This is a genomic window from uncultured Victivallis sp., assembly GCF_944391105.1.
In the GTDB taxonomy this organism is placed as follows: Bacteria; Verrucomicrobiota; Lentisphaeria; order Victivallales; family Victivallaceae; genus Victivallis.
The window spans coordinates 81,660-104,306 of record NZ_CALXSK010000003.1; the positions used below are offsets into that span (position 1 = coordinate 81,660).

Annotated in this window: 22 protein-coding genes and 1 tRNA gene; 18 read left to right on the forward strand and 5 right to left on the reverse strand. The window is 57.8% G+C overall.

Features of this window, described 5'->3' with window-relative positions; all coding sequences use genetic code 11:
- Nucleotides 1-76 precede the first annotated feature (76 nt).
- The 3 genes from Q0K10_RS02190 to Q0K10_RS02200 are packed head-to-tail and all read right to left on the reverse strand — an operon-like array spanning nucleotide 77 to nucleotide 4,560.
- Nucleotides 77-2,638: a hypothetical protein gene (locus Q0K10_RS02190; RefSeq protein WP_294502555.1), complete on the reverse strand. Its 2,562-nt coding sequence runs from the start codon at nucleotides 2,636-2,638 to the stop codon at nucleotides 77-79.
- A gap of 36 nt (nucleotides 2,639-2,674) precedes the next feature.
- Nucleotides 2,675-3,784 carry a GntR family transcriptional regulator gene (locus Q0K10_RS02195; RefSeq protein ID WP_294502558.1) on the reverse strand — a complete coding sequence of 370 codons (1,110 nt, stop codon included), beginning with the start codon at nucleotides 3,782-3,784 and terminating at the stop codon, nucleotides 2,675-2,677.
- A gap of 17 nt (nucleotides 3,785-3,801) precedes the next feature.
- Complete coding sequence (locus Q0K10_RS02200; protein ID WP_294502561.1) at nucleotides 3,802-4,560, reverse strand: type II secretion system protein; 759 nt, start codon at nucleotides 4,558-4,560, stop codon at nucleotides 3,802-3,804.
- A 231-nt stretch (nucleotides 4,561-4,791) separates the two neighbouring features.
- Here Q0K10_RS02200 and hisH point away from each other — a divergent pair, with 231 nt between their 5' ends.
- From hisH to Q0K10_RS02250, 10 genes are all read left to right on the forward strand, one after another.
- On the forward strand, nucleotides 4,792-5,409 hold the full coding sequence (gene hisH, locus Q0K10_RS02205) for an imidazole glycerol phosphate synthase subunit HisH (RefSeq protein WP_294502563.1): 618 nt from the start codon (nucleotides 4,792-4,794) through the stop codon (nucleotides 5,407-5,409).
- Nucleotides 5,409-6,044 (forward strand): endonuclease III, encoded by a 636-nt coding sequence (nth, locus tag Q0K10_RS02210; protein ID WP_294502565.1) that lies wholly within the window; start codon nucleotides 5,409-5,411, stop codon nucleotides 6,042-6,044. Before hisH ends, nth begins: the two co-directional genes overlap by 1 nt.
- A 1-nt stretch (nucleotide 6,045) precedes the next feature.
- On the forward strand, nucleotides 6,046-6,717 hold the full coding sequence (locus Q0K10_RS02215; RefSeq protein WP_294502568.1) for a lysophospholipid acyltransferase family protein: 672 nt from the start codon (nucleotides 6,046-6,048) through the stop codon (nucleotides 6,715-6,717).
- Nucleotides 6,718-6,823: 106 nt separating this feature from the next.
- A complete protein-coding gene (cpaB, locus tag Q0K10_RS02220) occupies nucleotides 6,824-7,615 on the forward strand; it encodes a Flp pilus assembly protein CpaB (protein WP_294502570.1) in 792 nt (263 codons plus the stop codon).
- A 20-nt stretch (nucleotides 7,616-7,635) separates the two neighbouring features.
- Nucleotides 7,636-9,417 carry an ATPase, T2SS/T4P/T4SS family gene (locus tag Q0K10_RS02225; protein ID WP_294502572.1) on the forward strand — a complete coding sequence of 594 codons (1,782 nt, stop codon included), beginning with the start codon at nucleotides 7,636-7,638 and terminating at the stop codon, nucleotides 9,415-9,417.
- Nucleotides 9,418-10,302, forward strand: a complete 885-nt coding sequence (locus tag Q0K10_RS02230) for a type II secretion system F family protein (RefSeq protein ID WP_294502575.1) — start codon at nucleotides 9,418-9,420, stop codon at nucleotides 10,300-10,302.
- Between the two features lie 18 nt (nucleotides 10,303-10,320).
- The gene (locus Q0K10_RS02235; RefSeq protein ID WP_294502577.1) at nucleotides 10,321-11,199 is read left to right on the forward strand and encodes a type II secretion system F family protein; all 879 of its coding nucleotides are present in this window, start codon (nucleotides 10,321-10,323) and stop codon (nucleotides 11,197-11,199) included.
- Nucleotides 11,200-11,219: 20 nt separating this feature from the next.
- Nucleotides 11,220-11,666: a DUF192 domain-containing protein gene (locus tag Q0K10_RS02240; protein WP_294502580.1), complete on the forward strand. Its 447-nt coding sequence runs from the start codon at nucleotides 11,220-11,222 to the stop codon at nucleotides 11,664-11,666.
- Entirely contained in the window at nucleotides 11,663-13,111 is a 1,449-nt protein-coding gene (locus tag Q0K10_RS02245) for an FHA domain-containing protein (RefSeq protein WP_294502583.1), read from the forward strand. The genes Q0K10_RS02240 and Q0K10_RS02245 overlap by 4 nt, the downstream gene beginning before the upstream one ends.
- Complete coding sequence (locus Q0K10_RS02250; protein WP_294502586.1) at nucleotides 13,108-14,424, forward strand: PEGA domain-containing protein; 1,317 nt, start codon at nucleotides 13,108-13,110, stop codon at nucleotides 14,422-14,424. The genes Q0K10_RS02245 and Q0K10_RS02250 overlap by 4 nt, the downstream gene beginning before the upstream one ends.
- A gap of 57 nt (nucleotides 14,425-14,481) precedes the next feature.
- Here the strand turns inward: Q0K10_RS02250 and Q0K10_RS02255 are convergent, their stop codons facing one another.
- The gene (locus tag Q0K10_RS02255; RefSeq protein WP_294502588.1) at nucleotides 14,482-14,949 is read right to left on the reverse strand and encodes a hypothetical protein; all 468 of its coding nucleotides are present in this window, start codon (nucleotides 14,947-14,949) and stop codon (nucleotides 14,482-14,484) included.
- A gap of 386 nt (nucleotides 14,950-15,335) precedes the next feature.
- On the opposite strand from Q0K10_RS02255, the gene Q0K10_RS02260 reads away from it, so the two are divergent.
- Together Q0K10_RS02260 and Q0K10_RS02265 are read left to right on the forward strand one after the other, a co-directional pair.
- Complete coding sequence (locus Q0K10_RS02260) at nucleotides 15,336-16,061, forward strand: helix-turn-helix transcriptional regulator (protein ID WP_294502591.1); 726 nt, start codon at nucleotides 15,336-15,338, stop codon at nucleotides 16,059-16,061.
- Nucleotides 16,062-16,146: 85 nt separating this feature from the next.
- Nucleotides 16,147-16,223, forward strand: a tRNA-Pro gene (locus Q0K10_RS02265).
- A 482-nt stretch (nucleotides 16,224-16,705) separates the two neighbouring features.
- Here the strand turns inward: Q0K10_RS02265 and Q0K10_RS02270 are convergent.
- Complete coding sequence (locus Q0K10_RS02270; protein WP_294502593.1) at nucleotides 16,706-17,608, reverse strand: LysR family transcriptional regulator; 903 nt, start codon at nucleotides 17,606-17,608, stop codon at nucleotides 16,706-16,708.
- 268 nt (nucleotides 17,609-17,876) lie between these two features.
- Between Q0K10_RS02270 and Q0K10_RS02275 the strand changes: the two genes are divergently transcribed.
- From Q0K10_RS02275 to Q0K10_RS02300, 6 genes are all read left to right on the forward strand, one after another.
- Complete coding sequence (locus tag Q0K10_RS02275) at nucleotides 17,877-18,848, forward strand: carboxymuconolactone decarboxylase family protein (protein WP_294502596.1); 972 nt, start codon at nucleotides 17,877-17,879, stop codon at nucleotides 18,846-18,848.
- Nucleotides 18,845-19,108, forward strand: coding sequence for a hypothetical protein (locus Q0K10_RS02280; protein ID WP_294502598.1), 264 nt, complete (start codon nucleotides 18,845-18,847; stop codon nucleotides 19,106-19,108). The genes Q0K10_RS02275 and Q0K10_RS02280 overlap by 4 nt, the downstream gene beginning before the upstream one ends.
- Nucleotides 19,109-19,111: 3 nt before the next feature.
- Nucleotides 19,112-19,696, forward strand: coding sequence for a flavodoxin (locus Q0K10_RS02285; RefSeq protein ID WP_294502600.1), 585 nt, complete (start codon nucleotides 19,112-19,114; stop codon nucleotides 19,694-19,696).
- 11 nt (nucleotides 19,697-19,707) lie between these two features.
- The gene (locus Q0K10_RS02290; RefSeq protein ID WP_294502604.1) at nucleotides 19,708-21,009 is read left to right on the forward strand and encodes an alpha/beta hydrolase fold domain-containing protein; all 1,302 of its coding nucleotides are present in this window, start codon (nucleotides 19,708-19,710) and stop codon (nucleotides 21,007-21,009) included.
- Nucleotides 21,010-21,127: 118 nt separating this feature from the next.
- The gene (locus Q0K10_RS02295) at nucleotides 21,128-21,658 is read left to right on the forward strand and encodes a flavodoxin family protein (protein ID WP_294502606.1); all 531 of its coding nucleotides are present in this window, start codon (nucleotides 21,128-21,130) and stop codon (nucleotides 21,656-21,658) included.
- A gap of 2 nt (nucleotides 21,659-21,660) precedes the next feature.
- Complete coding sequence (locus Q0K10_RS02300) at nucleotides 21,661-22,638, forward strand: DUF6282 family protein (protein WP_294502609.1); 978 nt, start codon at nucleotides 21,661-21,663, stop codon at nucleotides 22,636-22,638.
- Nucleotides 22,639-22,647 lie beyond the last annotated feature (9 nt).

The window sequence follows — 22,647 nt, forward strand, 5'->3', positions numbered from 1 at the left end:
TCCGCGAATCCCTGTTATCATATTTGAGGCGCAGAGGGAATCTCCGCACGGGAGAAACCCTCCGGCCGGCTGCCCGTCAGGGCGTAACGACGATGTTGTCAAGAATCTGGCTCTGATTCCCGCGCAGATAAATCCGGTTGAATTTCCCGAAATTCTGATCTTTTGCCGTGGCGATCACCTTCCCGTCGACCTTCAGTGTCAGCACTCCGTCGCGGAGCGTGAGCTCAAACCGGGCCGGAGTTTCGTCATCGAGCGCCGGGTGACCGGAAGGCGTGTTCGAGAGCTGTTTGCCCGTGGTGTTCCAGGCGAGCGGTTTCGCCTCGTCAAATTTCAGAATGCGCGCGAAACCCGTGCCGCCGGCCATGTCGGAGCGGACCGAATCCCAGCCGACTCCATAGCCGCGTTTCCCTTCCGCATCGGTCAGCGCGACAATGAGATAACGCTGGAAACTCGTGTGCGACGCTTCGAACGTGAGCTTGAACCCGCCCTGCAGCGGCTTCGGTAGATCACGGTACACGAGCGAATTGCTGATCTGGAACCGGGTCGAATTCCGCTTTTCGACGTAGGGCCGCGTCTCAGGTCTGCCGCCGGAGATCTGCTTCCACTGCCCAGGCCGTGAGCAGTTGTCCGCAAGAACCGCGCCCGGAACATCGAGTTCCTCCTCGACCACCGCGTCGGAACCGAGATCGAAGAACTCGTAGTTCGGCACTGCGTAAAGAACGGGGCTTCCCCAGTTCCCGGCCGCGTCCTTGCCGCGCAGCCAGACGAAATGCGCGCCCGGCGTATTGAGCACTTCATCCGGCAGCGTCAGGCGGAAGGTCTTGATTTTACCCGCCTCGTCGAACGGTTCGCCATTCGTGACGACGCGTTCTTCCTTCACATCCCCGAGAATCGAAATCAGCCCGAGTTTCGCTCCGTCCGCCTCAAGCGTAAGCGGTTTGGCAAGGTCCATCGGGCGCGGATTCACGGCGACCGCCGTACGCCAGCCGTTCCAGATCTCCCCCGGAAAGCGGCTGTCGCGCGGGTAGGGGGTCAGGTTGAAGGTGTAGTCGAGCTGTTTGCCGCCGATCGGCTCCCGCAGCAGCACCGGCTCACGGTTCGTCGCGCGGACACTCACGGACTGCATCGGCTTTTCCGGATCGAATGCGGTCGCCACGCCGATGGCGAAGGTTTCCGGCACGCTTGCCGGTTCCGGAACCGTGAAGGTGAGACCTCCCGTACGGACGCTGGTCGCATAACCCGGTGAGAAGGTGAAAACATTCTTGAGCTGCACGCTCTTCGGCAATTCGGAACCCGGAACGAGCGTCCCGCCCGGTTTTCCGTCCGGCCCCTGCGGTGCGAGGTAGTAGACGTCGCCGTTCCAGACCACTTCGAGAGCGGTGACTTCCGACGCCGTGTCCCGCACCGTCACCGCGAGCGATCCCCCGCGATTGTGCGAACGCTGGATCTTATCCACGACCGGGCCGGCGCCGTCCCCGTAGCCGAGTTTCTCCCAGATCGTCGGATGGACCGCCTCTTTCGGCGGCGGCGGCGGAGGAACGAACTCTTTTCCGCGCAGGTGTGCAATCACCCGGCAGTAGAGGTAGGGATCTCCCGCGAATCCGTCGAAGTCCCAGCCGGGCTCGAAGTTCGCTCCTTCCTCCCAGTCGTTCCAGCTCGCCAGCATGATGAAGTCGGGATTGCTCTTGAGCGAGTGCAGAATCGTCGTTTCGAGTGTGCGGCCGTCGAGCCCGTACTGGGCGACGCCGGTCTGCCGCCACGGCTGGCTCGTGCCGTCGAACTTCGGATACTGCATGTCCGTGATCTTTTTGCCGAATTTGTGGCCGTTTGCGAAAATCACCGCGGGATCCTGCTCCTTGAACTGCCACGCGCGCGTCACTTTGTTGCGGCGGTGGTGATTCGCTCCGTCGACCATCGAGGCGATCTGCGGAATGGAACCGAACCGCGTCACCGCGCCGAAGACCATCCAGTGAACCGGACCCGCCTCGGATTCAACTTTCCGGAACATCGCCTCGAGCGCTTCGGGTTTCACCGGCCAGCCGTAGGTCTGGAAGTAGTAGACCGGTTTGCCGTCGATGCGGTAGAATCCGGGTTTGGAGGCGTATTTCTTCAGAAAGCGGATGGCCCGCTGCGCCATGACATCCGTGTTCTGCGCGATCGTGCCGTGGCGGAACGCGACCTCGTCCATGAAGAACACCTGGAAATTCTCCTCTTCGGCGATGTTGAGAATCCGCTCGATCATGTCGGTAGGAGCCTCCTGAATGAAGGCGATTCCCTTGTTGTTGTCCGGATGGAGCATGACCGCGACCGAATCGAGGCCCGCGGCCTTCATGCAGCGGATCTGCCAGCGGATGATCTCCGGATTCGCCGCGTCATAAGGGCCGACCAGCGGATAGCCGTTGCGGTTCCAGTCGAGACGCCACGGTTCGTCGTCGGAGGTCATCGTCGAATCCATGTGCAGAAACGGAAGCTGCCGGTCCGGGTAGGGGAAGCCCCACCAGATGTGCCACTCCTGAATGTAGGTCGGTTTGTCCTTCAGAATTCCGAAGCTCTCGGAACTGAGTTCGGGGCCGGCGGCGGAGAGCGCCAGCGTTGCGGAGGCACAGGCCGCCGCGGCCAGTTTGGTCAATGGAATCATCGTTGGTTGCTCCTTGGGTGATGAGCCGGAATGGCTTTATTCGTTTTTCAAATCGCGGATGCTCTCCCGCTCATTGAATTCCACATCGATAATCAATTCTCGCGAATGAAACTTTTCACGGTGCAGAATCAGGTCGAGCGCCGTGCGGCTGATTTTTTCTTCCGGAACGGTGACGTTCGACAAACTCGGAAACGTGAACTCCTCGATGCCCGCGTAACTCAATGCCGTGACGATGCTCACGTCCCCCGGGCAGCTGCGGCCGCTTTCGGCGATCGCGCGCAACGCCCCGATCGCACCCGGGATCGTATCGACCACCAGGCCGGTTACGTCCGGAGCGAGTTCGAGCACCTCGCGGGTCTGGATGCATCCGCATTTCATCGGATCCTGCCAGAATTCGATCGAGCTGGTCGGCAGAACGACGTCGCGCCAGCGCAGACGGTACTCCCGGATCGCCTCTTTCATGCCGCGGACGCTCTCCTGCTGGGCGATGGAGTGCGGTTCGTTCGGGATGAAGCCGATCCTGGTATGTCCCGCCTTCAGCAACGCCGACATTTTCAGGTAGCCGGACTGGAAGTGATTGCTGCCGATTGAGCAGATGTTCCGGTAGATCGAAATCCGGTCGAGTTCGCCGATGATGACGACCGGAACGCCGATTTCATCGAGCCGTCTGAGCACCGGTTTCGGAGTCGGCAGCCCGGCGTTCAGAATCACTCCGAGCAGATTCCGGCAGTTGCCGGCCAGCTCGAACAGCGAATCGAAATCCGACTCCGGATGGATCTTCAGATTCACCACCTGCAGATTCGAGTGCATCGCCCCGATTTCGAGTTTGTTCTGCTTCTCCCAGAGCGGATAGGAAAAATAATCCGGCGAAGCGATCAGCACTTCGCCCCGTGATCGGATCGACACCCGTGCTGAGGTCGTTTCGCTGTCGTGCGGCATGATGAAGGTTCCGCTGCCGACCCGGCGCGAGAGATACCCTTCCTTCACGAGTTCCTCCAGCACCCGGGTCATGGTTGAGCGGCTGACCCCGAACTCCTCGGCGAGTCGCCGCTCCGGAGCGAGGCGGGTTCCGACCGCCTGACTCCGGATGTTCTCCAGCAGCGCCTCTTTGACCTGGCTGCGCGGTGTGAGTGGTGTCGCAATCATGGATGAAACTCTCTGAACTAGGGCCCGACCCAGAGCCGGATCGTTGTCGTATATGGATCCACGCATCCAAGGAAGGTCCCATTGAAGCCGCTGCGGGAGAACTCCGCATGACCGTCGTAAAGAAGCACGCCCGCTTTTCCGGAGTGGTTGAGACTGTAACTTTCAAAGGAGCCGTAATTCATCTGAGACCATTGGTTGGTTGTCGAATTGATCTGGACATAATTGTCGTAGGTCGTGACGAACTTCGACGGAGAGCAGTGGACGAGTTTGTCGGAGTTCTTGTCCGTATAATTGCTTCCCGGAGGCGCGACGGATTTAAACGAATTGCCCGAGACTTTCCAGAAGCCGTCCTGATTGACATTAACCTTGTCAGAGGTATGGATGCCGCGTTTCGCATAACAACGGTATTCGTGCTCAAATTTTCCGAATGGATAGACCGAAGGGCACGCCCCAATCCAGGTCACATTTTTGCGGGTTGTGTTACAGGTCGGCAGATAACCGAGATTGCCCACACTGACCGCCCAGGAATCTGTCGTCAGTGATCCGGAAACATTCACAGAAGGGGCAACCTTCAGTTTCGGTCCGTAGAGCCACCCCTCGTAATCCTGTCCATACTGCGCGTCGGCCGTGCCGATCTGCTTGAGATTGCTCAGGCAATTCGCGCTCTTCGCCCGTTCACGCGCCTGGTTCAGCGCCGGCAGCAGCATCGACGCCAGAATCGCGATGATCGCTATCACAACAAGGAGCTCGATCAAGGTGAATTTCTGTTTTCTCATGTTCCCTTTCCTTCATGTTAGATAGTGCCAAAGTGCGGGTCATTTTTTATTTTTATCAAATGGCTTAATCCAATTTGATATATATTATGAAACATTTCCATCGCGATGTCAAGAGGGAAAATGTTTTTTTTCGGAAAAAAGAGGAAATTCACGGGGGTCGTGGAAAAATTCCGGACACCGTGTTATATTAAAACGAATCGATTCACCACCTTGCGTATGGAAGGGAAAACTATGGCCGTTGCGCTGCTCGATTACAATATGGGGAACCTCGGTTCGGTGCGGAAGGCGCTCGAAACCGTGGGAGCCCGGGTCGAACTCGTCGAGTCCGCCCGGGAACTGGGGAAATTCAACTGCTGCATCCTGCCCGGGGTCGGGAACTTCGGCGACGGAATGGAGAATCTGCGCTCGCGCGGATTCGACCGGGCGATCCCGGAGCTGCTGAACCGCGGCGGAGCCTTCTTCGGCGTCTGCCTCGGCATGCAGATGCTGCTCGAAGCAAGTGACGAGGCGCCGGGTGTCGCCGGACTCGGGCTCTTCCCCGGCCGTGTCGTCCGCTTCCCGGAGGGGAGGGAGAAAGTCCCGCACATGGGGTGGAACAGCGTCCGTTTTCGGCCGGAGTGCCCGCTCGGGGAAGGGCTGCCGCCGGAGAGTTTCTTCTACTTCGTCCACTCCTACTATGTCCCGGTTTCGGAGAGGTACACGGTTGCGGAGTGTGAATATATCGTGCCGTTTTCCGCCTGCATCGGGCGGGGACGCTGTTTCGCGGCGCAGTTTCACCCGGAGAAGAGTCAGCGGGCCGGATTGCGGCTGCTGACGAGTTTCCTGCGGTTTGCGGGGGAGGTGGAGTAATGGCGACCCCGAAACAGTGGCGCGCGCTTTATGATGATCTCTTCGCGCTTTACGGGGAGCTCGGCTGCCCGCTTGACCATGCGACGCCGTTCCGGCTGCTGTGCGCAGTCATGCTTTCGGCCCAGTGTCGCGACGACCGGGTCAACGAGGTGACGAAGGAGCTCTTTTGCGCCGCTCCCGATCCGGAGTCGATGGCGAAGCTCGACGTCGCACGCATCGCGGAGATCATCAAGCCGTGCGGCCTCTACCGCAACAAGAGTGAAAATCTTTCGAAATGCGCAAAGATGCTCGTCGAACAGTTCGGCGGTGAAGTTCCGCGGACGATGGACGAACTGACGAAATTGCCCGGCATCGGCCGCAAGAGTGCGAACGTCGTACTCGGCAATGCGTTCGGCATTCCCGGCTTCCCGGCCGACACGCATGTGATCCGCGTGTTGAACCGCATTGGATACGTTTCGACTTCCGATCCGGTCCGGATCGAAGCCGAAGTCAACGCGAAAACCCCGCCCGAGCTCTGGACGAACTTTTCCCACCTGATCATCGTTCACGGCCGCCGCGTCTGCCATGCCGGAGCCCGTCCCGAATGCGACAAGTGTCCGCTCACCGATCGCTGCAAACATTTCCGGAGCCGCTGAAATGGGATTTCTCAAGAAAAAATTCCGCAGCGTGAAAAAGCTGCCGACCTGGATCTACTGGCTGCCCGCGCGGTTCATGCAGCTCTATGTCCGGCTCTTTTTCCGGGTGCGGATCGTCGACCCGAACGACCACATCGGGCAGGCGCGCGGAGCGGTGTCGGTCACGTGGCACAATCGGCTGATGTTTTTCGCCGTGCTGTTTCCGGCGAAGGCGCGGAAACGGACGGTCGCGGTGGTCAGCGCCTCGCGCGACGGGCAGTACATCGCGGACTTCATCTCCATCCTCGGACTGAAGAGTCTGCGCGGCTCCTCCTCGAAAAAGGGGGCGAACGCCTACCGGGCGGGGATCAAGGCGATTCGGGAAGGGTACAACGTGAGCTTTACGCCGGACGGCCCGCGCGGGCCGCGGTACGTGATGAAGAGCGGCCCGGTCGCACTCGCGTCCGTGACCGGAACCGGCATTATTCCGATCGCAGTGAACGCCTCGCGCTGCTGGAGCGTGAAAAGCTGGGATCGCTTCCAGATTCCGAAACCATTTTCGACGCTGACGCTTGTGCTTGGCGACATGATCCCGATTCCGGAAAATCTCGACGAAGCGGGCATCGAGACTTACCGGAAAAAGGTCGAAGATATCCTGAATGAAATTTCCGTGGATCCGCCGGAGCACTCCTGAGCGGGACGGGTTTCCTCTGATAAATGGAAGCGGGGACTGGATTTTTCCGATGACACGTTGTATATTGCGGAAAAAGGATTCCGGCGGGAGAAAATAAGGAGCGGTTATGCGGCAGAAATTGTTGTTGCTCGGGGCGGTGCTCTTCGGGGTGATCGCGTTTGTTCTCACCTATCAGCAGCTGGAGGCCGAACGGCGCAGCATCCGCGGCACGTCGCAGACCGTGGTTCTGATCCGCCTGACCCGGAACATGGTCGAGGGAGACGAACTCAAACAGGGAGACCTGGCACGGTTTGAGACGGAACGTCGTCCGACCGAGGGCGGGCTCAGCCGCGAGATTCCCTGGTCGGAGGTTTCGCGCGTGATCGGCCGCCGTCTTGAAGTGTCGATGTCGGCGGGGCAGGTGCTGCAGAGCACCGATCTGAAACCTCTTTCGCAGCGGCAGGGGTTTTCCGGTGTGATCCAGCAGGATTTCCGGGCGGTGGCGATTCCGGTCGACCCGGTCTCTTCGGTCAACAATCTGATTCAGCCGAACGACAACGTCGACGTGATCGGCACGTTCCGGTTCCCGGATGTGCGCGGCGACAGTTCGCTCGATACCGTGACGCTCACGATTCTGCAGAATGTGAAGGTTCTCGCCGTCGGCAACCGCTGGGGCGCGAATGCGCTCGATCCCAACGCGGCGCGCAGCTACGGAACCGTCACGCTGCTGCTCTATCCGGAAGAGGTGGAAATGATCGTCTTTGCCGCGCAGAAGGGGAAACTTACGCTTTCTCTGCGCAATTTCGAGGATGAACGGATCGCGCGCGACATCGAATCGCGCAGCGTGAACTTCAAGCTGCTCGAACAGGAGATTCCGAAATATAACGAGAAGCGCGAACAGCGCCGGATGCTCAAGTAAACGGAAGGGAGAGCGTTCCGATGCTCGAACTTGAAATCCAGCAGCCCGGCGCGCCGACGACGGCCGCACGACTTCCTTCTGGCGCCTATCTGGTCGGTACGGGGAAGGATTGCCATATCCGGATTCCACGCCCGGAGATCTCGTCACGCCACGCTCAGCTGATCGTGCGCGACGACCGTCTGGTGGTCATGGATCTCGGCAGTCGCAACGGTACGGAGATGGAGGACGGCAGCACGCTGTTTCCGAATCAGCCCTATGAGATTCCGCTCGGTACGCGGATCCGGATCGGCAAGGCGGTTCTGCGGGTGCGGCGGCTGAAGGAGGAGGGAACCCCGCTCCCCGCTGCGCCGGCCGGTCCGGAGGCTTCGGCCGGCCGGAGCGATGCTCCCGCCGCGGTGGCGTCCGCAAGGAACAATCCGGCGAAAGCCGTTGAAAAAAAAGCGGATCTGGATATTCTCGAGCCGCACAAGCAGGAGATTCCCGTGTTGCGCATTTCCGGTGTGCCGGAGCATCTGCGGCCGATCGTTCAGGAGATCAAGAAACATGCGCATGCGGAATTGCTGAAGCGGCTGAATCTGAAGAAACTCGCGGTTTCCGGCGTGAGCGGTGAGGAGTTGTCGCGGCAGGCCCGTTCGATGATTCGTGAAATCCTGTCGCAGCTGACGATTCAGCTCCCGGCGGAACTTGATATTGCAGTCATAGAAAAGGAGTTGTTTCAGGAGGCGGTCGGACTCGGGCCGCTCGAATCGCTGATTGAACGTGACGATCTGACCGAAATCATGGTGAACGGTCCCGACCAGGTGTACGTCGAAAAGGGGGGCGTCCTCTACCGGACCGACACGGCGTTCGCGGGGAACGGGCAGGTGCTCTCCGCGATCGAACGGATCGTCTCTCCGCTCGGGCGGCGCATCGACGAGAGTTCGCCGATGGTGGACGCCCGCCTTGCGGACGGCAGCCGTGTGAATGCGATCATTCCGCCGCTCTCGCTGGTGGGGCCGACGATCACGATCCGGAAATTCTCCCGCAAGCCGCTGATGGCGGCCGATCTGGTCCGGTTCGGTTCGCTTTCGGTTGATATTGTGAAGTTTCTCGCTATTTGCGTGGCGGTGCGCAAGAACATTCTGATCTCCGGCGGAACCGGTTCCGGAAAAACAACGCTGCTGAATGTCCTCAGTTCCTATCTTCCGAACAGCGAACGCATTGTGACGATTGAGGATGCGGCGGAACTGCAGCTGCACCAGGAGCATCTTGTACGGCTTGAATCGCGCCCGCCGAACGTGGAAGGGAAAGGGGCGGTCACGATCCGCGACCTTGTGCGCAACGCGCTGCGCATGCGTCCGGATCGAATCGTGGTCGGCGAGTGCCGCGGCGGCGAGGCGCTCGACATGCTTCAGGCGATGAACACCGGCCACGACGGAAGTTTGACGACGATCCATGCGAACTCCGCCCGGGATGCGCTTGCGCGTCTTGAGACGCTCGTGCTGATGGCCGGATTCGACCTGCCGCTGCGGGCGATCCGGGAGCAGATCGCTTCGGCGATTCAGATCGTCGTGCAGATCAGCCGCGAGCGGGACGGCAGCCGCAAGCTGGTCAACGTCAGCGAGATCACGAAGATGGAAGGGGAGATCATCACGATGCAGGATCTTTTCGTCTTCCGACAGACCGGCTGGGATTCGCAGAACCGCATCGTCGGCGTGCATGAGCCGACCGGAAATCTGCCGACCTTCATGGAGGAGATCGAGCGGGCGAAGCTCGATTGCGATATTTCGATGTTCAACCCGGAGCAGAGGAGGGAGGGATAAATGCTGAACAACTCATTCTGGCCGGGACTTTTCGCCTTTTTCAGCGTCTTCCTCGCGACGATGGTGCTGATCGAGTTCGGAGTCTACGTCGCCGCGCGCTACCGGGAGCGGTTTCTGGAGGAGGCGAGCACGGAACTCGATGATGTGCTCATCCAGATGCCGGCCGGACGGGTGCTGGATCTGAGTCTCGGCGTGGCGACCGCGGGGATGATCGCCGCGGCGATTCTCTTTTCCACGCGGGTGGAGTCGTTTTCGTGGAAGTGGGGATGGCTGCTGATTCTCGGGATCGGGGTGGTGCTGTTCTGGCTGCCGCGGCTCGTGCTGCGTTATTTGAAGGTGCGGCGACTTCAGAAATTCAACATCCAGCTGGAAGAGGCGCTCGGCATGATTTCAAGCTCGCTCAAAGCGGGGTTCAGCATCAATCAGGCGCTCGACGAGGTGGCCGACCAGAACATTCACCCGGTCTCGGTCGAGTTCCGGCTGCTCACGCAGGAGATCCGGCTTGGCGTCCCGCTCGAACAGGCGCTCGAAAACATGAACCGGCGGCTCGGATCGGAGGATTTCGAACTTGTTGCGACTGCGATTCTGACCGCGCGCCAGACCGGCGGCGAGCTGACCGGGACGCTCGAGCGCGTGGCGGCGTTGATCCGCGAACGCGTGAAGATTTCGAACAAGGTGCGGGCGCTGACCGCGATGGGGCGGCTTCAGGCGCTCGTGATCGCTTTGATGCCGTTTGTGCTGATGTTCATGATGTCGTGGGCGAGTCCGGCGCTGATGGATGAGTTTTACGCCAGTCCGCTCGGCATCGTCGCGGTCATCATGGTGGTGGTGCTCGACGTGCTGGGGTTTCTCTGGATTCGGAAGATCACGACGATTGATGTTTAGAAGAGGGGGACGCGGCGGATGTACGGATCATTCATGGTATTCATTACGGCGCTCTGTGCGGCGTTTTCGGTCGGTTGTCTCGCGCTGATGGCAGGGCGTTTTCTGCTGGAGATCGACCTTTCGGAAAAGGTCGAGCGTGTTCCGCGGCGGCTGCCGGTTCTGATCCGGCTGCTGCTGCCGTTCATCACGGTGACGCGGCCGCTGGCCACCGGGCCGTCTCTGGCGGGCTGGCGCGATCTCGTCGCACCGAAACTCTGGATGGCGGGATTGGGGGATATGCTTTCTCCGGCTGATTTTGTGGCGTTGCGACTTGTGTTTTTTCTGGTGGCGCTGCTGTTGCTCGGTTTCGGACTGCTGGCGGGTTATTTCTGGGGGTGGGCTCTGCTGGCGCTGCTGATCGCGCTGTTTCCGGGCTTCTGGCTTTCCAGCGAGATCAAGCGGCGGCATTTGTCGATCATGAAGGCGCTGCCGAACGTGCTTGACCTCCTGACTCTCTCGGTGGAGTCGGGACGGGATCTGCTCTCGGCGCTGCGCGACATCCTCGTACGCCGCAAACTCGACCCGCTCGGCGAGGAACTCATGCGGACGTTTCAGGAGATTCAGTTCGGACGCAAGCGGACCGAGGCATTGCGCGCGCTGGCGCAGCGCGTGCGGCAGACCGATCTCACGGCCGCGCTGAATTCGATCATTCAGGCGGAGGAGTTGGGCGTTTCCATCGCGCAGATTCTGCGGATTCAGAGCGATATGCAGCGAAACAAGCGGTTCACGCTGGCCGAAAAGCTCGCGAACGAGGCTTCGGTGAAAATCATCATGCCGATCATCATCTGCATTCTGCCGGCGGTGATGCTGATTCTGATCGGGCCGTTCGCGCTGCGGGTCGTGTCGATGTTCCAGTAGGGAGGGGAGGGGAAGAGAGGATGATCTTCAATCTCGACTCACTGCGCTATGTGGCGCGTCGTCCGGTCTGGGCGCTTTCGTGGCGGCAGCGGCTGTTCGGGATGATCGGGCGGCGGTTCGATCCGGAGAACGGAATCGATGCGATGGTCTTCCCGCGCTGCGGTGCGGTCCATACGATGTGGATGTCGATTCCGATCGATGTGATTTTTCTCGATTCCGGTTCGAAGGTGCTGAAGGTCTGCCCACGGGTGAAGCCGTGGCGGTTCGCCGTTTCCTGCCGGGGGGCCTCGACCGTGGTCGAACTGCCCGCCGGAGCCGCGGAGGAGAGCGGTACGGAAAAGGGGCAACACCTGAATTTAAATTCGACATTATCGCCTGAGACGATTGAAAAAATGCGCAATCGTGCTATTCTAAAGACGGAAAATGCAACCATCTTGCCGCGGGAAGCGGGCGGGAGAGAGGAATGAAATTAGTTTTTGTCAACGGTCCGAGGAGCGGCGAAGAACTGGAGTTCGCTCTGCCGGAGATCACGGTCGGCCGCGAGGATGACAACATTCTGCGGGTTCCTGCCGCGGGAGTCTCCCGGTATCATGCGAAGCTCTGTCGCTCCGGAAACGGCGCCTGGCATGTGAAGGATCTCGGCAGCACGAACGGCGTCAAGGTGAACGGACAGAAGATCGACGGCGATCAGGAACTCAAAGAAGGAGATTCGGTCGAATTCGGCGATCAGATGATCCGGGTCAGCGGATTCCGCGATACGACGCCGCAACTGGTGTTCAACCCGGTCGACGGTGATGCGGTTTCGCCCGAAACGCGTAAAACTTCTGCGTTTTCAGCGGAGAGCGCGATCCCCGAGCCGCCGCCCGCGTCATCGACCCGCAGGGGCGGAGCGAAACTGGAAGATCTTTCGGCGCTCTTTGCGTCTGGTTCCGACAAGCTCTTCGATCCGAAGATGAAGGAGAAGCAAAAGGAGAAATCCGGGACAGACGGCGAACCGCATATAGAGAAAAAACGGCTTTTTTCCGGTGTGTTTTTCTATGTGCTGACCGCGGCGCTTGCGGTGATCTGCATCAGCGCGGCGGTTCTGGCGATGTCACCGAAGGAGAAGGCTCCCGGTCAGGCGGTTGCACAAAAGGTGGCCGGACCGTTTTCGCTTTTCTTCGAAAAGCAGGTGATTTCGCGCGATAACGTATTTCGTTTCACGCTGCTGCTCGAAGAGGAGCGGCTGGAGTTTACGATTGACGACATCAAGTCCCAGCGGCACGTGAGCCGGACTGAGAAGATGAGTCCGGAGAGCGTGGAGGTGTTCCGCAGTCGCGTGAACGGCTCCGGCATCTGGAATGAGGTGTCGACGCCGCCGTCGCCCGGCGCGGATGAAAGCCAGATGCGGCGCGTGATGATTGCCGACGGAACCCGGGTGCGGGAGCTCTCCTATCTCGGCAGCTACACGCCGAGCAGCTTCGGGCTGCTGGAGAGCATGGTCAGCGACCTTGCCGAAAATTACGGACTCCAGACCATTTCTCTCACTCCGGAGGAGCTTCGCAGCCAGGCCGAGCAGAATTTCGCCAAGGCGGAGGATTACTACGGCAACCGGGAGGCGAGAGGGAGCAATCTGCGTGACGCGATCCGCCGCTATCGGCTTGTGGTCGGGGCGCTGGAGCAGTTTTCGCCGCGTCCGCCGCTCTGGGACCGGGCGCGGAAACGGCTTGAGGAAGCCGAATCGCTCCGGGCGCGGAAACTCGATAATCTGGAGGTCGAACGGGTGCGGTTCGGGCAGGTTCAGGATTTTGACGGGATCCGCAATGTTCTGCTTCAGACGATGGAGCTTGCCGACGAGGATTCCCGGGAACATCAGATCGCACGGGAACGGCTGTATAAACTGGATACCTGGCTCAGGGGGCAGAGACGATGAAAAAGGGAATGCGGATGATCGTTTGCGCGTTTGCCGCGGCCGGGATTCTGATCGGTTGTTCGAAAGCGCCGGAAAAGGCGGTTGTGACCGTGACCGGCCCGGAGGGCATGGTGCTCAGCGTGAACGACCAGAAGGTCGGGGCGGCCCCGGTGACGTTCAAGCTCAACGGGGGAACCTATCTGTTCAAATATCACGCGCCCGGTTATGAGCGCAAGTGGGAAACCGTCAAACTGCAGGCGGGCGAACAACGGAAGATTCCGGTTGAGCTGAAGCGGGAGAGCGCGTCCGTGCTGATCGCCACGAAACCGCTCGGAGCGCAGCTTGTGGTCGACGGGCGTGTGCTTGGTTCGACGCCGATTGTGCTCAACAAGGTTGTGCCGGGCCGGGAGTACAGCGGACAGCTGCGGATGCCGGGGTATGCGGAGCGCGCGGTTCAATGGTCCGTTGACAGCGCCCGTCCGAAACGGGTCATGATCGATCTGGATGCGAACATGGTGAAGGTGGAGTTTCTGAGCCGGCCGGCCGGGGCTCGATTGCACCTCAATGGCCGTGAAGTCGGGACAACGCCGTACCGCGGGGAGTTGACCGAAGGGAAGTACAAGCTGCGGTTTGAACTTGCCGGATACTCTCCGCTGGAACAGACCGTGACGTTGAGTCGAGGAGAGAACTTCAAGATGGAATATCCGCTTGCGCCGTTGCCGGGCGGAATATCAATCAGCAGTGTTCCGGAGGGAGCGGCAGTGTACATCAATGGCAAGAAGCGTGGAGTGACGCCCTGCGTGCTGACCGATCTGCCGGCCGCGGTTTACGAGGTGAGGGCGGAAAAGGATGGTTATGATCCGGTTACGCGCAAGGTGGAGATCACTTCCGGCTACAAGGATGAGATCAAACTTGTGCTGTTGTCCAGTACGGGGGAATTGGAACTTGATATCCGGCCGGCGGGAGTGGCTGTGCTGCTCGACGGGAAGGAACTCGGGAAAACCGAGGAGAATCCGGAGTCGAACATGATTACGAAACCGATCCGGGTCAGCGGTCTGGCTCCGGGGGAACATATCGTGACGGTTTCACATCCTCGCGCGCGTCCTCAGGTTCGGACCGTGAAGGTGATGGTGGAAAAGGGGAAGCTGACGCGTCCGAAGACGATCACGGTGTGGATCGCAAATTGCGAAATCAAATACCGGGATGGTCGCATTGAGGTTGGGACGCTGTTTCAGGAGGACGACAATTCGATTTTGTTCGGTCCGGAACCGGGGATTCGTTACGAGGTCAGTCGCGGCGATCTGGAGTATGTCAAGCGCCTGACGGTGGAATAAGGGGATTTGAGAAGAAAAACCGGGGGAGGTGGTAAATCCCCCGGTTTTTCATTTATCTCACCTGAGGTTGTTCGAGGGCATCAAGTCTTTGTTCCAGATGGCGGCGCCTTTGAGTATACTCATTGGTGATGAGAGCAAACTCGGTTTCGAGGATCTCAATCTCCTCAAGCAATTCGAGGCGAGCTTTGGTTTTTTCGATCGATTCTCTTGTGTTTGTCTGCGGATTCGACATACTTCCTCCATGAATGTTGTGGTTTGACGGCAGTTGGTCTGCTTGTTTTTATGTTTGCGATATGTGAGCACCGCTGCGAGTTCCGGAATCTGCTGGAGTCGTCTGGTGACCATTTTGTGGAGAGCCTGGCGGGATACGCCGCGGGTTTCGGCAAGTTCGCTCAGGTTCAGTTCCGGACATTCGAGCTTCTGTGTGACCAGAGCGAGGGAACGGATATCCAGAGCCGCCATGAATGTGATGACTTCCAGCAGATCGGCGCGGGAGTAACGTCGATCCTGTTCCGCTTTGCGCATTCGGTTTTCGGATGGCAATCGTCTGCGCGACAGGATTTGTTCATTTTGCTTTTCCGGCGGGGAGCTCAAGGTCATCAGCGGAGGATCAGCCGCTGTTCGGCAATGCCGTTTCCATTTGCAGGTTCGGCATTCGATCAGTTTGTTGTAACGTTTCCCGTAACACTCCATTCCTTCTCCTTTCCTTTTTCCTGTTGATCTGGTGTGGCTGATCGCTTCACCATGTTAGGTTGTGCTTAAAATATATGTAACTGTTTTCTTAATGTCAATGTTTTAAAAAATAAAAAAACAAGATATTTTTCTAAATTAAGTGAAAAATATATTAAAATGGTGTATATTTAAGGATGGAGTTAATGTATATTGTCTGCAGGGAAGCTCAGGAGAAGAAAATGAAGGCACATGTGAATGGATGGGAGACGATCGAGAGACAGTTGTCGCAACTGGGGAGAAAGCAGGGGGAGCTTGCCCGGTTGTTGCAGATAACGCCGGCGGCGGTATCACAAGTTAAGAAGGGGGTATATTTGCTGAATCCGAAGCAGTTGGAAAAGATTGCGACTTTTCTTCAATTTGACGCGGTGATGCGGAATGAGTTTTACACGGAGTTGTTCAATGCCCGTTTGCTGGGAGGCGGGGTCAGCTCGTCGTCCGGAGGCGTCCGTTACCGTGTCAGTCGGGAGCGGCATGAGGTGGAAACGGGGCGAAAGCGGGAGATTCCGCTGGGGGATCTTGAATTGCTTGCGGACTATGTCGCGCCTCTGGAAACGATGCGGAATTATTTATTGCGGAAAAGCCCGGAACGTTATTTGGGTACGATCAGCGGGGAGGAGGTATGTGCGCTGCGTGTCGGGGCCGAGTTTGAGCAGGCTGGATTGACATCGGGGAGTTTGATTATGATCGAGAGTGGGAGAATTCCGGATTCTGGTGGATTGAGTCTGGTTGGGATGCGGGATGGGCATTATCTGCTGCGTGAGTTCATAGCGGAAACGGATCGCATCGTGCTTCGGCCGATGTTGCTGGATTCCGGAGCGGAGTTGGAGCTCAAGCGTTCCGAGGTATCGGATTATCTTTTATGGGTGCATCCGGTTCTGGAGTTGACGCTTCGTTTCTGCAAATGATTTTTCCGGGAAAAAGTCATGATTCTGTGATCTCAGCTTTGACTATTTCGATTTTGGGAGTATTGTATGGAATTGTCATAGATTGCGGGGTGTAGCGCAGTGGCTCAGCGCGTCTGCTTTGGGAGCAGAAAGTCGTGGGTTCGATCCCCACCACCCCGACCATTTTTTCGATTCTCCGCCGACCGGACTTCCGGTCGGTTTTTTCGTTTTGGGGCTGATTTTGAGGCTGAACTGGACCTTTTGCAGCGCCGGAGAGAATCCACTGTTTTCACATTTCCCTCTGTGTTTTCGATGATCTCCCGACAAATTCTCCGGGGAGCAGAGGTCGCAGGCTTTTCGATTGGAGAAGCAAAAGTCGGGGAAACACACAGAATGATCCGACCTCTTGATTTTGGGAATTGAAAAACGAGATTCTCCGCTTGCGAAAAAATATGTTGTAATAGATTCATTATCAATCCAATAATCAAAAAGCCTGCAGGGTAGAGGTCGGAAGTTTCAGTTGCAACAACCCTAGGTTTTCTGTCTCGAAGAACCTGAAACCCGTGATGCGATTTCATGATTCTGTCTCCCTGTTGTTTTTCGTGTTAGGGTATCTTTTATATAAGCGCACGGATTCCGAAAATCAACTGCCAAGTCGGACCTCATCACTCTTCCGGCTCGGAGAAACGTTCCAGAAGCCGATCCCGGAAGAGTTCCGCCGCCTTGGAAAAGACCTGATACTTTTTCCAGACGATGTTCAATCCGGACTCCAGTTTCGGCTCCAGCGGACGAAAGCAGAGTGCGCGGTTGCCTACGGCGTCGATCAGTCCGTCGAGCCCCAGCGCGTAACCGATCTTCGCTTCAACCAGCAGCGCAGCATTGTAAATGAGGTTGTAGGTCGCAACGATGTTGAGCTTTTCAAAACTTTTCCCAAACCATTCGGCATACGCGTTTTTCACTGTGCTCTGCCGGATGTTGATCCGTGAACAGATCAGCGGGAGGCTCCGAAGATCTCGAAGCGTGATTGCCGTTTTTTCCGCAAGCGGAGAATCTTTCCGCATGACGACTCCCCAGACATCGCGAATGGGAAGCGCAACGGAATCGTACTTGGAAATGTCCACCGGCTGAATCAGAATGCCGAAATCAAGAATGCCTTTGTCGAGCCGCTCCATGACATCCTCGGCATTGCCGCTGTAAAGGTTGTAGCGGATATCGGGATACTCTTTCTGCAATTCTCCGATCGTATCGGCAATGAGGCGCATGGCTTTTGACTCTCCTCCGCCGATGTGGACGCTGCCGCCGATGTTCTCCCCCATCGCGTTGAAATCATTTTCGGTCCGGTTGACGATCTCCAGAATCTCTTCCGCGCGTTTTCGCAAAAAACGTCCTTCCGGCGTCAGAGTGATGGTGCGGTTGCTGCGAATGAAAAGCTGCTGACCGAGTTCCTCTTCCAGATCCTGCAACTGACGCGACAACGTTGGCTGGGTCACGTGCAGGAATTTTGCCGCCCCGACGATCGTCCCCTCGCGCGCGACCGCGAGAAAATAACGCAACACCCTGATTTCCATAAGCACGCCTCCCGGTTCTCTCCAATCAACATAGCATCGGAACAAATGCCTGTCAAGCATAAACGGGTATAATAAATAAGTATTTGTTATTGATGAAAAATCGAATATAATAAATAACGGACACGGGAAGTCAAAGCAGAGACGTCATGGTGGTGATTCAAACGGAAAACCAATGAAAAAAGCGAGGTCAGGAATGCGGAAATTGTTTTTGCTCGGAATGTTGTTTTCTCTCTTTTGTTTTGTCAACCAACTGGAGGCGAAGGAAAATATGAAACCATTGAATGAAAAGGAAGAAAAAGTCGTCGAAATATCGATGCACACGGCGCGCGGAAAAATGCCGGAACTCCGGAAGGCGCTGGCCGCCGGTCTGGACGCCGGATTGACCGTCAATGAGATCAAGGAAGTGCTCGTTCAGCTCTATGCGTATTGCGGATTTCCCCGCAGTTTGAATGCGCTTGGGAACTTCATGACACTGCTGAGCGAGCGCGAAGCGGCAGGAATCCGGGATGCGGCGGGGAAACTCCCGGGGCCGTTGCCGGAGGGAAAGAGCATCGATTTCGGAACGGCAAACCAGACGAAACTCTGCGGCGCGCCGGTCAAGGGGGCGCTCTTCGACTTCGCTCCGGCGATCGACGAGTATTTGAAAGCGCATCTGTTTGGAGACATCTTCGGGCGGGACAATCTCGACTGGCGGACCCGGGAACTTGCCACCATCGCCGCGCTCGCTGCGATGGACGGCGTAGACAGCCAGCTTGCCAGCCACATCGCCATCGGGAAACACAATGGTGTAACGGAAGCACAGATCAGCTGGATTCTCGAAGTTGTAAAGGGGAATTCCCTGAGTGCCTTCCCGCGCGGCGAGGAGAATACCGCCTATGCGAAATATTTCATCGGGAAGTCCTATCTTGCGCCGCTGACGAAAGACGAGAGGCTCCATGTTCCGGTCTCGAACGTGACTTTCGAACCCGGCTGCCGCAACAACTGGCACCGGCATACGGGCGGACAGCTCCTGATCGCGGTCGGCGGCGTCGGCTTCTACCAGGAGCGAGGAAAAGAGGCGAGGAAACTTCTGCCCGGAGACGTGGTGGAGATTCCGCCGGACGTCGATCACTGGCACGGCGCGGCTCCCGACCAGTGGTTTTCCCATCTCGCGATCGAGTGCAATCCGGAAACCAACAAAAATACCTGGCTCGAACCGGTCTCCGGTGCGGATTACGCCAGGGCGACCTCGGGAAAATGAAGCTGGATTCGAACCCTATGCAGGAAGAGAAGGATTTCTCTCTGATCCGCAATCTCAGGGACGCCGGATGCAGAGCGCCTCTGATCGAGAAAATCCTCGCCCTGCATGAAAGCGGCAAGCTCCGGGAAGAGCTGCGTCTGCTGGCACGCCAGCGATGCGGGTTGCTGGAGAAAGTTCATGCAACCCAGAAAAAAGTCGATTGTCTGGATTATCTCGTATTCAATCTGAAACAGGAAAAACAAACCAATTGCGGGAGGTAAATCATGAAAAAGAGAACGATGGCATTGATGATGGCGGCTTCCTTCTTCGGAGCCGGCGGCTGTTCGGCGGAGAACGTTGCGGCGCAGAAGGTGGAAACCGAACCGGGCAAAATCCTGATCGCCTATTACTCGTGGAGCGGCAACACCCGTTTTGCGGCGGAACAGATTCAGAAGCTGACCGGGGGGACGCTCTTTGAAATCAAACCCGCCAAGGCGTATCCGTCCGATTACAGCGCGTGCGTCGATCAGGCGAAACAGGAGTGCCGCGACGAGTTCAAACCCGAACTTGCGACGAAAGTCGAGGATTTTGCGAAATACGATGTCATCTTCGTCGGCACGCCGAACTGGTGGAGCACGATGGCGCCGCCGGTGAGGAGCTTTCTCGCCGGCTATGACTTCAGCGGCAAGACGGTGATTCCGTTCGTCACGCATGGCGGCGGCGGAATGGCGCGCTGTGAACGGGATATGCGGAAGGTTTGTCCGAAAGCGGCGTTCGGCAGGGGCGGCGCGTTCTCCGGCGGAAGCATCCGAAATGCGGGAGATGCTCTGAACAAGTGGGTCAACGAGGTCGTAACCATCCGGAAATAAAGGAGCTCCTCATGAGAACCTTTGAGAAAATTTCTCTGCTCCTGCTGACGGCGTTTGGTGCGTTTCTCCTTGTGGCGGAGGAGTTTTCAAAGGAGTCGATGGACTTCCTTGCCGCACGTCCGGCCGGAGTGCAGGAAGAGACTGCGCAGGCGGTTCGCGATGCTCTCAACGGCAATGTTGAGGCACTGAAGAAAGTTCGGGCGGGCATGCTTCAGGATGCGGCTCCGCCTGCCGGAGTCCGGGTGGAAAACACCCGGGTCGGGGATCGGAGAATCCGCTTCTATTATCCCGGAAGCGAACCGGGGAAGGCGGTCGTGCTGTATCTCCACGGTGGCGGGTGGACGCTCGGAGGATTGGAGGGGAGCGCCCGTTTCTGCGGCGATCTCGCGAAGGATTCCGGGCTGGATGTGGCGACGCTCGACTATCGCCTTGCGCCGGAGCATCGCGCTCCGGCGGCGCTGGAGGATGTGCTTGCGGCAGTCCGGCTGCTCCGGGAGCGCGGATACCGGCGGATTTATCTTGCCGGCGACAGCGCGGGCGGCAATCTCGCAGCCTCCGCCGCAGGAAAGGAGCGTTCCGCCATTGCGGGAGTGATCCTCTACTATCCGGTCGTGCTTGCAAAGAACGACCGTTCGGAATCGTGGCGGAAATACGGAGTGGGGTTCGGGCTGGACGGAGCCTTGATGGAGGCGTTCAACGAATCGTATGCGCCTGGTGCTCTCGCGGAGGATCCTGCGGTCTCTCCCCTGCTGGCAGAAGAGTTCGTACACTATCCCGAAACGTTGATCGTCGCGGCGGAGTGCGACGTGTTGCACGATCAGGGCAGGGCGTTTGCGGAACTCCTGAAAAAGAACGGTGTTCCGGTGACGCACCGGACGCTTCCCGGAACGATTCACGCGTTCATGACCTATCCGGGGATGGAAAACGCGTATCAGGAAGGCGTGCGTCTCGCAACGGAATTCCTGGCAGGAAAGGAGACTCAAATGAAAAACCTCATTGCGCCGGAGAGCATCGTGCGGATCTCGCGGATCGAAGTCGATCCCGCACAGCTTCCGGAATATCTCGCTCTCGTGACCGAATGCGGGCGCGAATCCATGGCGAAAGAGCCGGGTGTCTATATGATGTATTCGATGCAGGAGAAGGCGCATCCGGAACGGATCACGATTCTGGAGATCTACGCGGACCGCGCCGCCTATGAGCACCATATTCAAACGCCGCATTTTCAAAAGTACAAGCAGAAAACGTTGAAAATGGTCAAACAGCTGGATCTGCTCGATCAGAATCCGCTCGTCCCGGAAATGAGAATGAAGTAACTCCATGAACAGACGCGAATTTCTGAAAACATCATTGACGGCAACGGCAGTTATCGCCGGAAGCGCCATTCTTGGCGGAACGCTGGTACATGCCTCGGCAAACTCGAAAGGTGGAAAAATGAAAATTCTGGTCATTACGGGAAGTCCCCGGAAAAATGGAAATTCCAGCACGCTTGCGGAACATTTCATCCGTGGCGCGGAGGAGGCGGGGCACAACGTCGTCCGCTTCGATGCCGCGTTCAAGGAGGTTCATCCCTGCATTGGTTGCAACCAATGCGGCATGAACGGCGAATGTGTGTTCAAGGATGATTTTGAATTTGTCCGGAAACATATCCTTGACGCGGGGATGGTGGTCTTCGCCACGCCGATGTATTACTTCGGCATTTCTGCGCAGATCAAGGCGGTGATCGACCGCTTCTACGCGATCAACGGCTCGATCCATGTGCCGAAAAAGGCCGCTCTGCTGATGACTTATGCCGACAACAACAAACGCAAGGAAAAAGCAATCACCGATCATTACGAGATCCTGCTGGATTATCTCGGCTGGAGCGATGCCGGACAGGTGATTGCTCCCGGTGTCTGGCCGGTCGGCGCGGTCAATCATACAAAATTTCCGGAACAGGCGTATCTGCTGGGGAAGAGCGTGTAACCATGAACCGACGCGATTTCATCAAGACGCTCGGCGTCGCTGGAGGGGTAATGCTGGTCGGCGGGGCGGCCAGGGCTCCCGTCCGGGATGAAATGGAAGTCCGGCAGGAAAGTTCCGCCGACCCTCTGCTTGCCGGAGTCTGTGACATTCACATTCATTGTCTGCCGGACACCCGGGCCCGTTGTATCGACGAGCTGACGCTCGCCCGTCAGGCGAAAGTGGCCGGATACCGGGCGCTGATGTACAAATCCAACGACTGGAGCTGTCACGACCGCGCTTATCTGATCCGGCAGGCTCTGCCGGAATTCGAGGTGTTCGGAAGTCTCTGCATGAACCGCGTTCATGGCGACAAGGTCAACGTCTTTGCCGCGGAACAGGCGATCAAAACCACCGGCTCACTCTGTCGCTGCATCTGGATGCCGACGCTCTCCGCCGCCTATCAGCACCGGTGCGACAAACTCCCGGGGCCGGGCATTCCGGTTCTCGATCCTCAGGGAAACGTTCTTCCAGAGGTCGTCCGGGTGATGGAACTCTGCGCCGAAGCGGACATCATCTTTGCATCTGGACACAGTTCGCCGCAGGAAAGCCTGATTCTGGCACGGAAGGCAAAGGAGATCGGAGTGAAGAAATTTGTCGTCACCCACGTCAATTCGCTGATCTGGAAGCTGACGCACGACCAGATTCGGCAGGCGGTCGATCTCGGTGCGTTTGTGGAGTATTGCTATCTGCCGCGTCTCTGGGGGCCGGGAAGCGGGAATCCGCAATTCGAACGGCAAAGTCACGAGGAGTTTCTGACTTATGTACGGACAATTCCGGAACGCAGCTTTATTTCGACCGATCTCGGTCAGCAGGGCAATCCGAATCCGATTGACGGAATGCGGCAGTGCATCCGGGAGCTGTCCGGGGCAGAAATTCCACAAAGAGATATTGATCTTATGGTGCGGATCAATCCTGCACACCTGATCGGACTTGACAAATGAAATGGAGGC

Excerpts from the sequence above, each read along its gene's own strand:
- Q0K10_RS02190 (WP_294502555.1), bottom strand. The coding sequence starts at position 2,638 with ATGATTCCATTGACCAAACTGGCCGCGGCGGCCTGTGCCTCCGCAACG.
- Q0K10_RS02195 (WP_294502558.1), bottom strand. The coding sequence starts at position 3,784 with ATGATTGCGACACCACTCACACCGCGCAGCCAGGTCAAAGAGGCGCTG.
- Q0K10_RS02200 (WP_294502561.1), bottom strand. The coding sequence starts at position 4,560 with ATGAGAAAACAGAAATTCACCTTGATCGAGCTCCTTGTTGTGATAGCG.
- hisH (WP_294502563.1), top strand. The coding sequence starts at position 4,792 with ATGGCCGTTGCGCTGCTCGATTACAATATGGGGAACCTCGGTTCGGTG.
- nth (WP_294502565.1), top strand. The coding sequence starts at position 5,409 with ATGGCGACCCCGAAACAGTGGCGCGCGCTTTATGATGATCTCTTCGCG.
- Q0K10_RS02215 (WP_294502568.1), top strand. The coding sequence starts at position 6,046 with ATGGGATTTCTCAAGAAAAAATTCCGCAGCGTGAAAAAGCTGCCGACC.
- cpaB (WP_294502570.1), top strand. The coding sequence starts at position 6,824 with ATGCGGCAGAAATTGTTGTTGCTCGGGGCGGTGCTCTTCGGGGTGATC.
- Q0K10_RS02225 (WP_294502572.1), top strand. The coding sequence starts at position 7,636 with ATGCTCGAACTTGAAATCCAGCAGCCCGGCGCGCCGACGACGGCCGCA.
- Q0K10_RS02230 (WP_294502575.1), top strand. The coding sequence starts at position 9,418 with ATGCTGAACAACTCATTCTGGCCGGGACTTTTCGCCTTTTTCAGCGTC.
- Q0K10_RS02235 (WP_294502577.1), top strand. The coding sequence starts at position 10,321 with ATGTACGGATCATTCATGGTATTCATTACGGCGCTCTGTGCGGCGTTT.
- Q0K10_RS02240 (WP_294502580.1), top strand. The coding sequence starts at position 11,220 with ATGATCTTCAATCTCGACTCACTGCGCTATGTGGCGCGTCGTCCGGTC.
- Q0K10_RS02245 (WP_294502583.1), top strand. The coding sequence starts at position 11,663 with ATGAAATTAGTTTTTGTCAACGGTCCGAGGAGCGGCGAAGAACTGGAG.
- Q0K10_RS02250 (WP_294502586.1), top strand. The coding sequence starts at position 13,108 with ATGAAAAAGGGAATGCGGATGATCGTTTGCGCGTTTGCCGCGGCCGGG.
- Q0K10_RS02255 (WP_294502588.1), bottom strand. The coding sequence starts at position 14,949 with ATGCGCAAAGCGGAACAGGATCGACGTTACTCCCGCGCCGATCTGCTG.
- Q0K10_RS02260 (WP_294502591.1), top strand. The coding sequence starts at position 15,336 with ATGAAGGCACATGTGAATGGATGGGAGACGATCGAGAGACAGTTGTCG.
- Q0K10_RS02270 (WP_294502593.1), bottom strand. The coding sequence starts at position 17,608 with ATGGAAATCAGGGTGTTGCGTTATTTTCTCGCGGTCGCGCGCGAGGGG.
- Q0K10_RS02275 (WP_294502596.1), top strand. The coding sequence starts at position 17,877 with ATGAAACCATTGAATGAAAAGGAAGAAAAAGTCGTCGAAATATCGATG.
- Q0K10_RS02280 (WP_294502598.1), top strand. The coding sequence starts at position 18,845 with ATGAAGCTGGATTCGAACCCTATGCAGGAAGAGAAGGATTTCTCTCTG.
- Q0K10_RS02285 (WP_294502600.1), top strand. The coding sequence starts at position 19,112 with ATGAAAAAGAGAACGATGGCATTGATGATGGCGGCTTCCTTCTTCGGA.
- Q0K10_RS02290 (WP_294502604.1), top strand. The coding sequence starts at position 19,708 with ATGAGAACCTTTGAGAAAATTTCTCTGCTCCTGCTGACGGCGTTTGGT.
- Q0K10_RS02295 (WP_294502606.1), top strand. The coding sequence starts at position 21,128 with ATGAAAATTCTGGTCATTACGGGAAGTCCCCGGAAAAATGGAAATTCC.
- Q0K10_RS02300 (WP_294502609.1), top strand. The coding sequence starts at position 21,661 with ATGAACCGACGCGATTTCATCAAGACGCTCGGCGTCGCTGGAGGGGTA.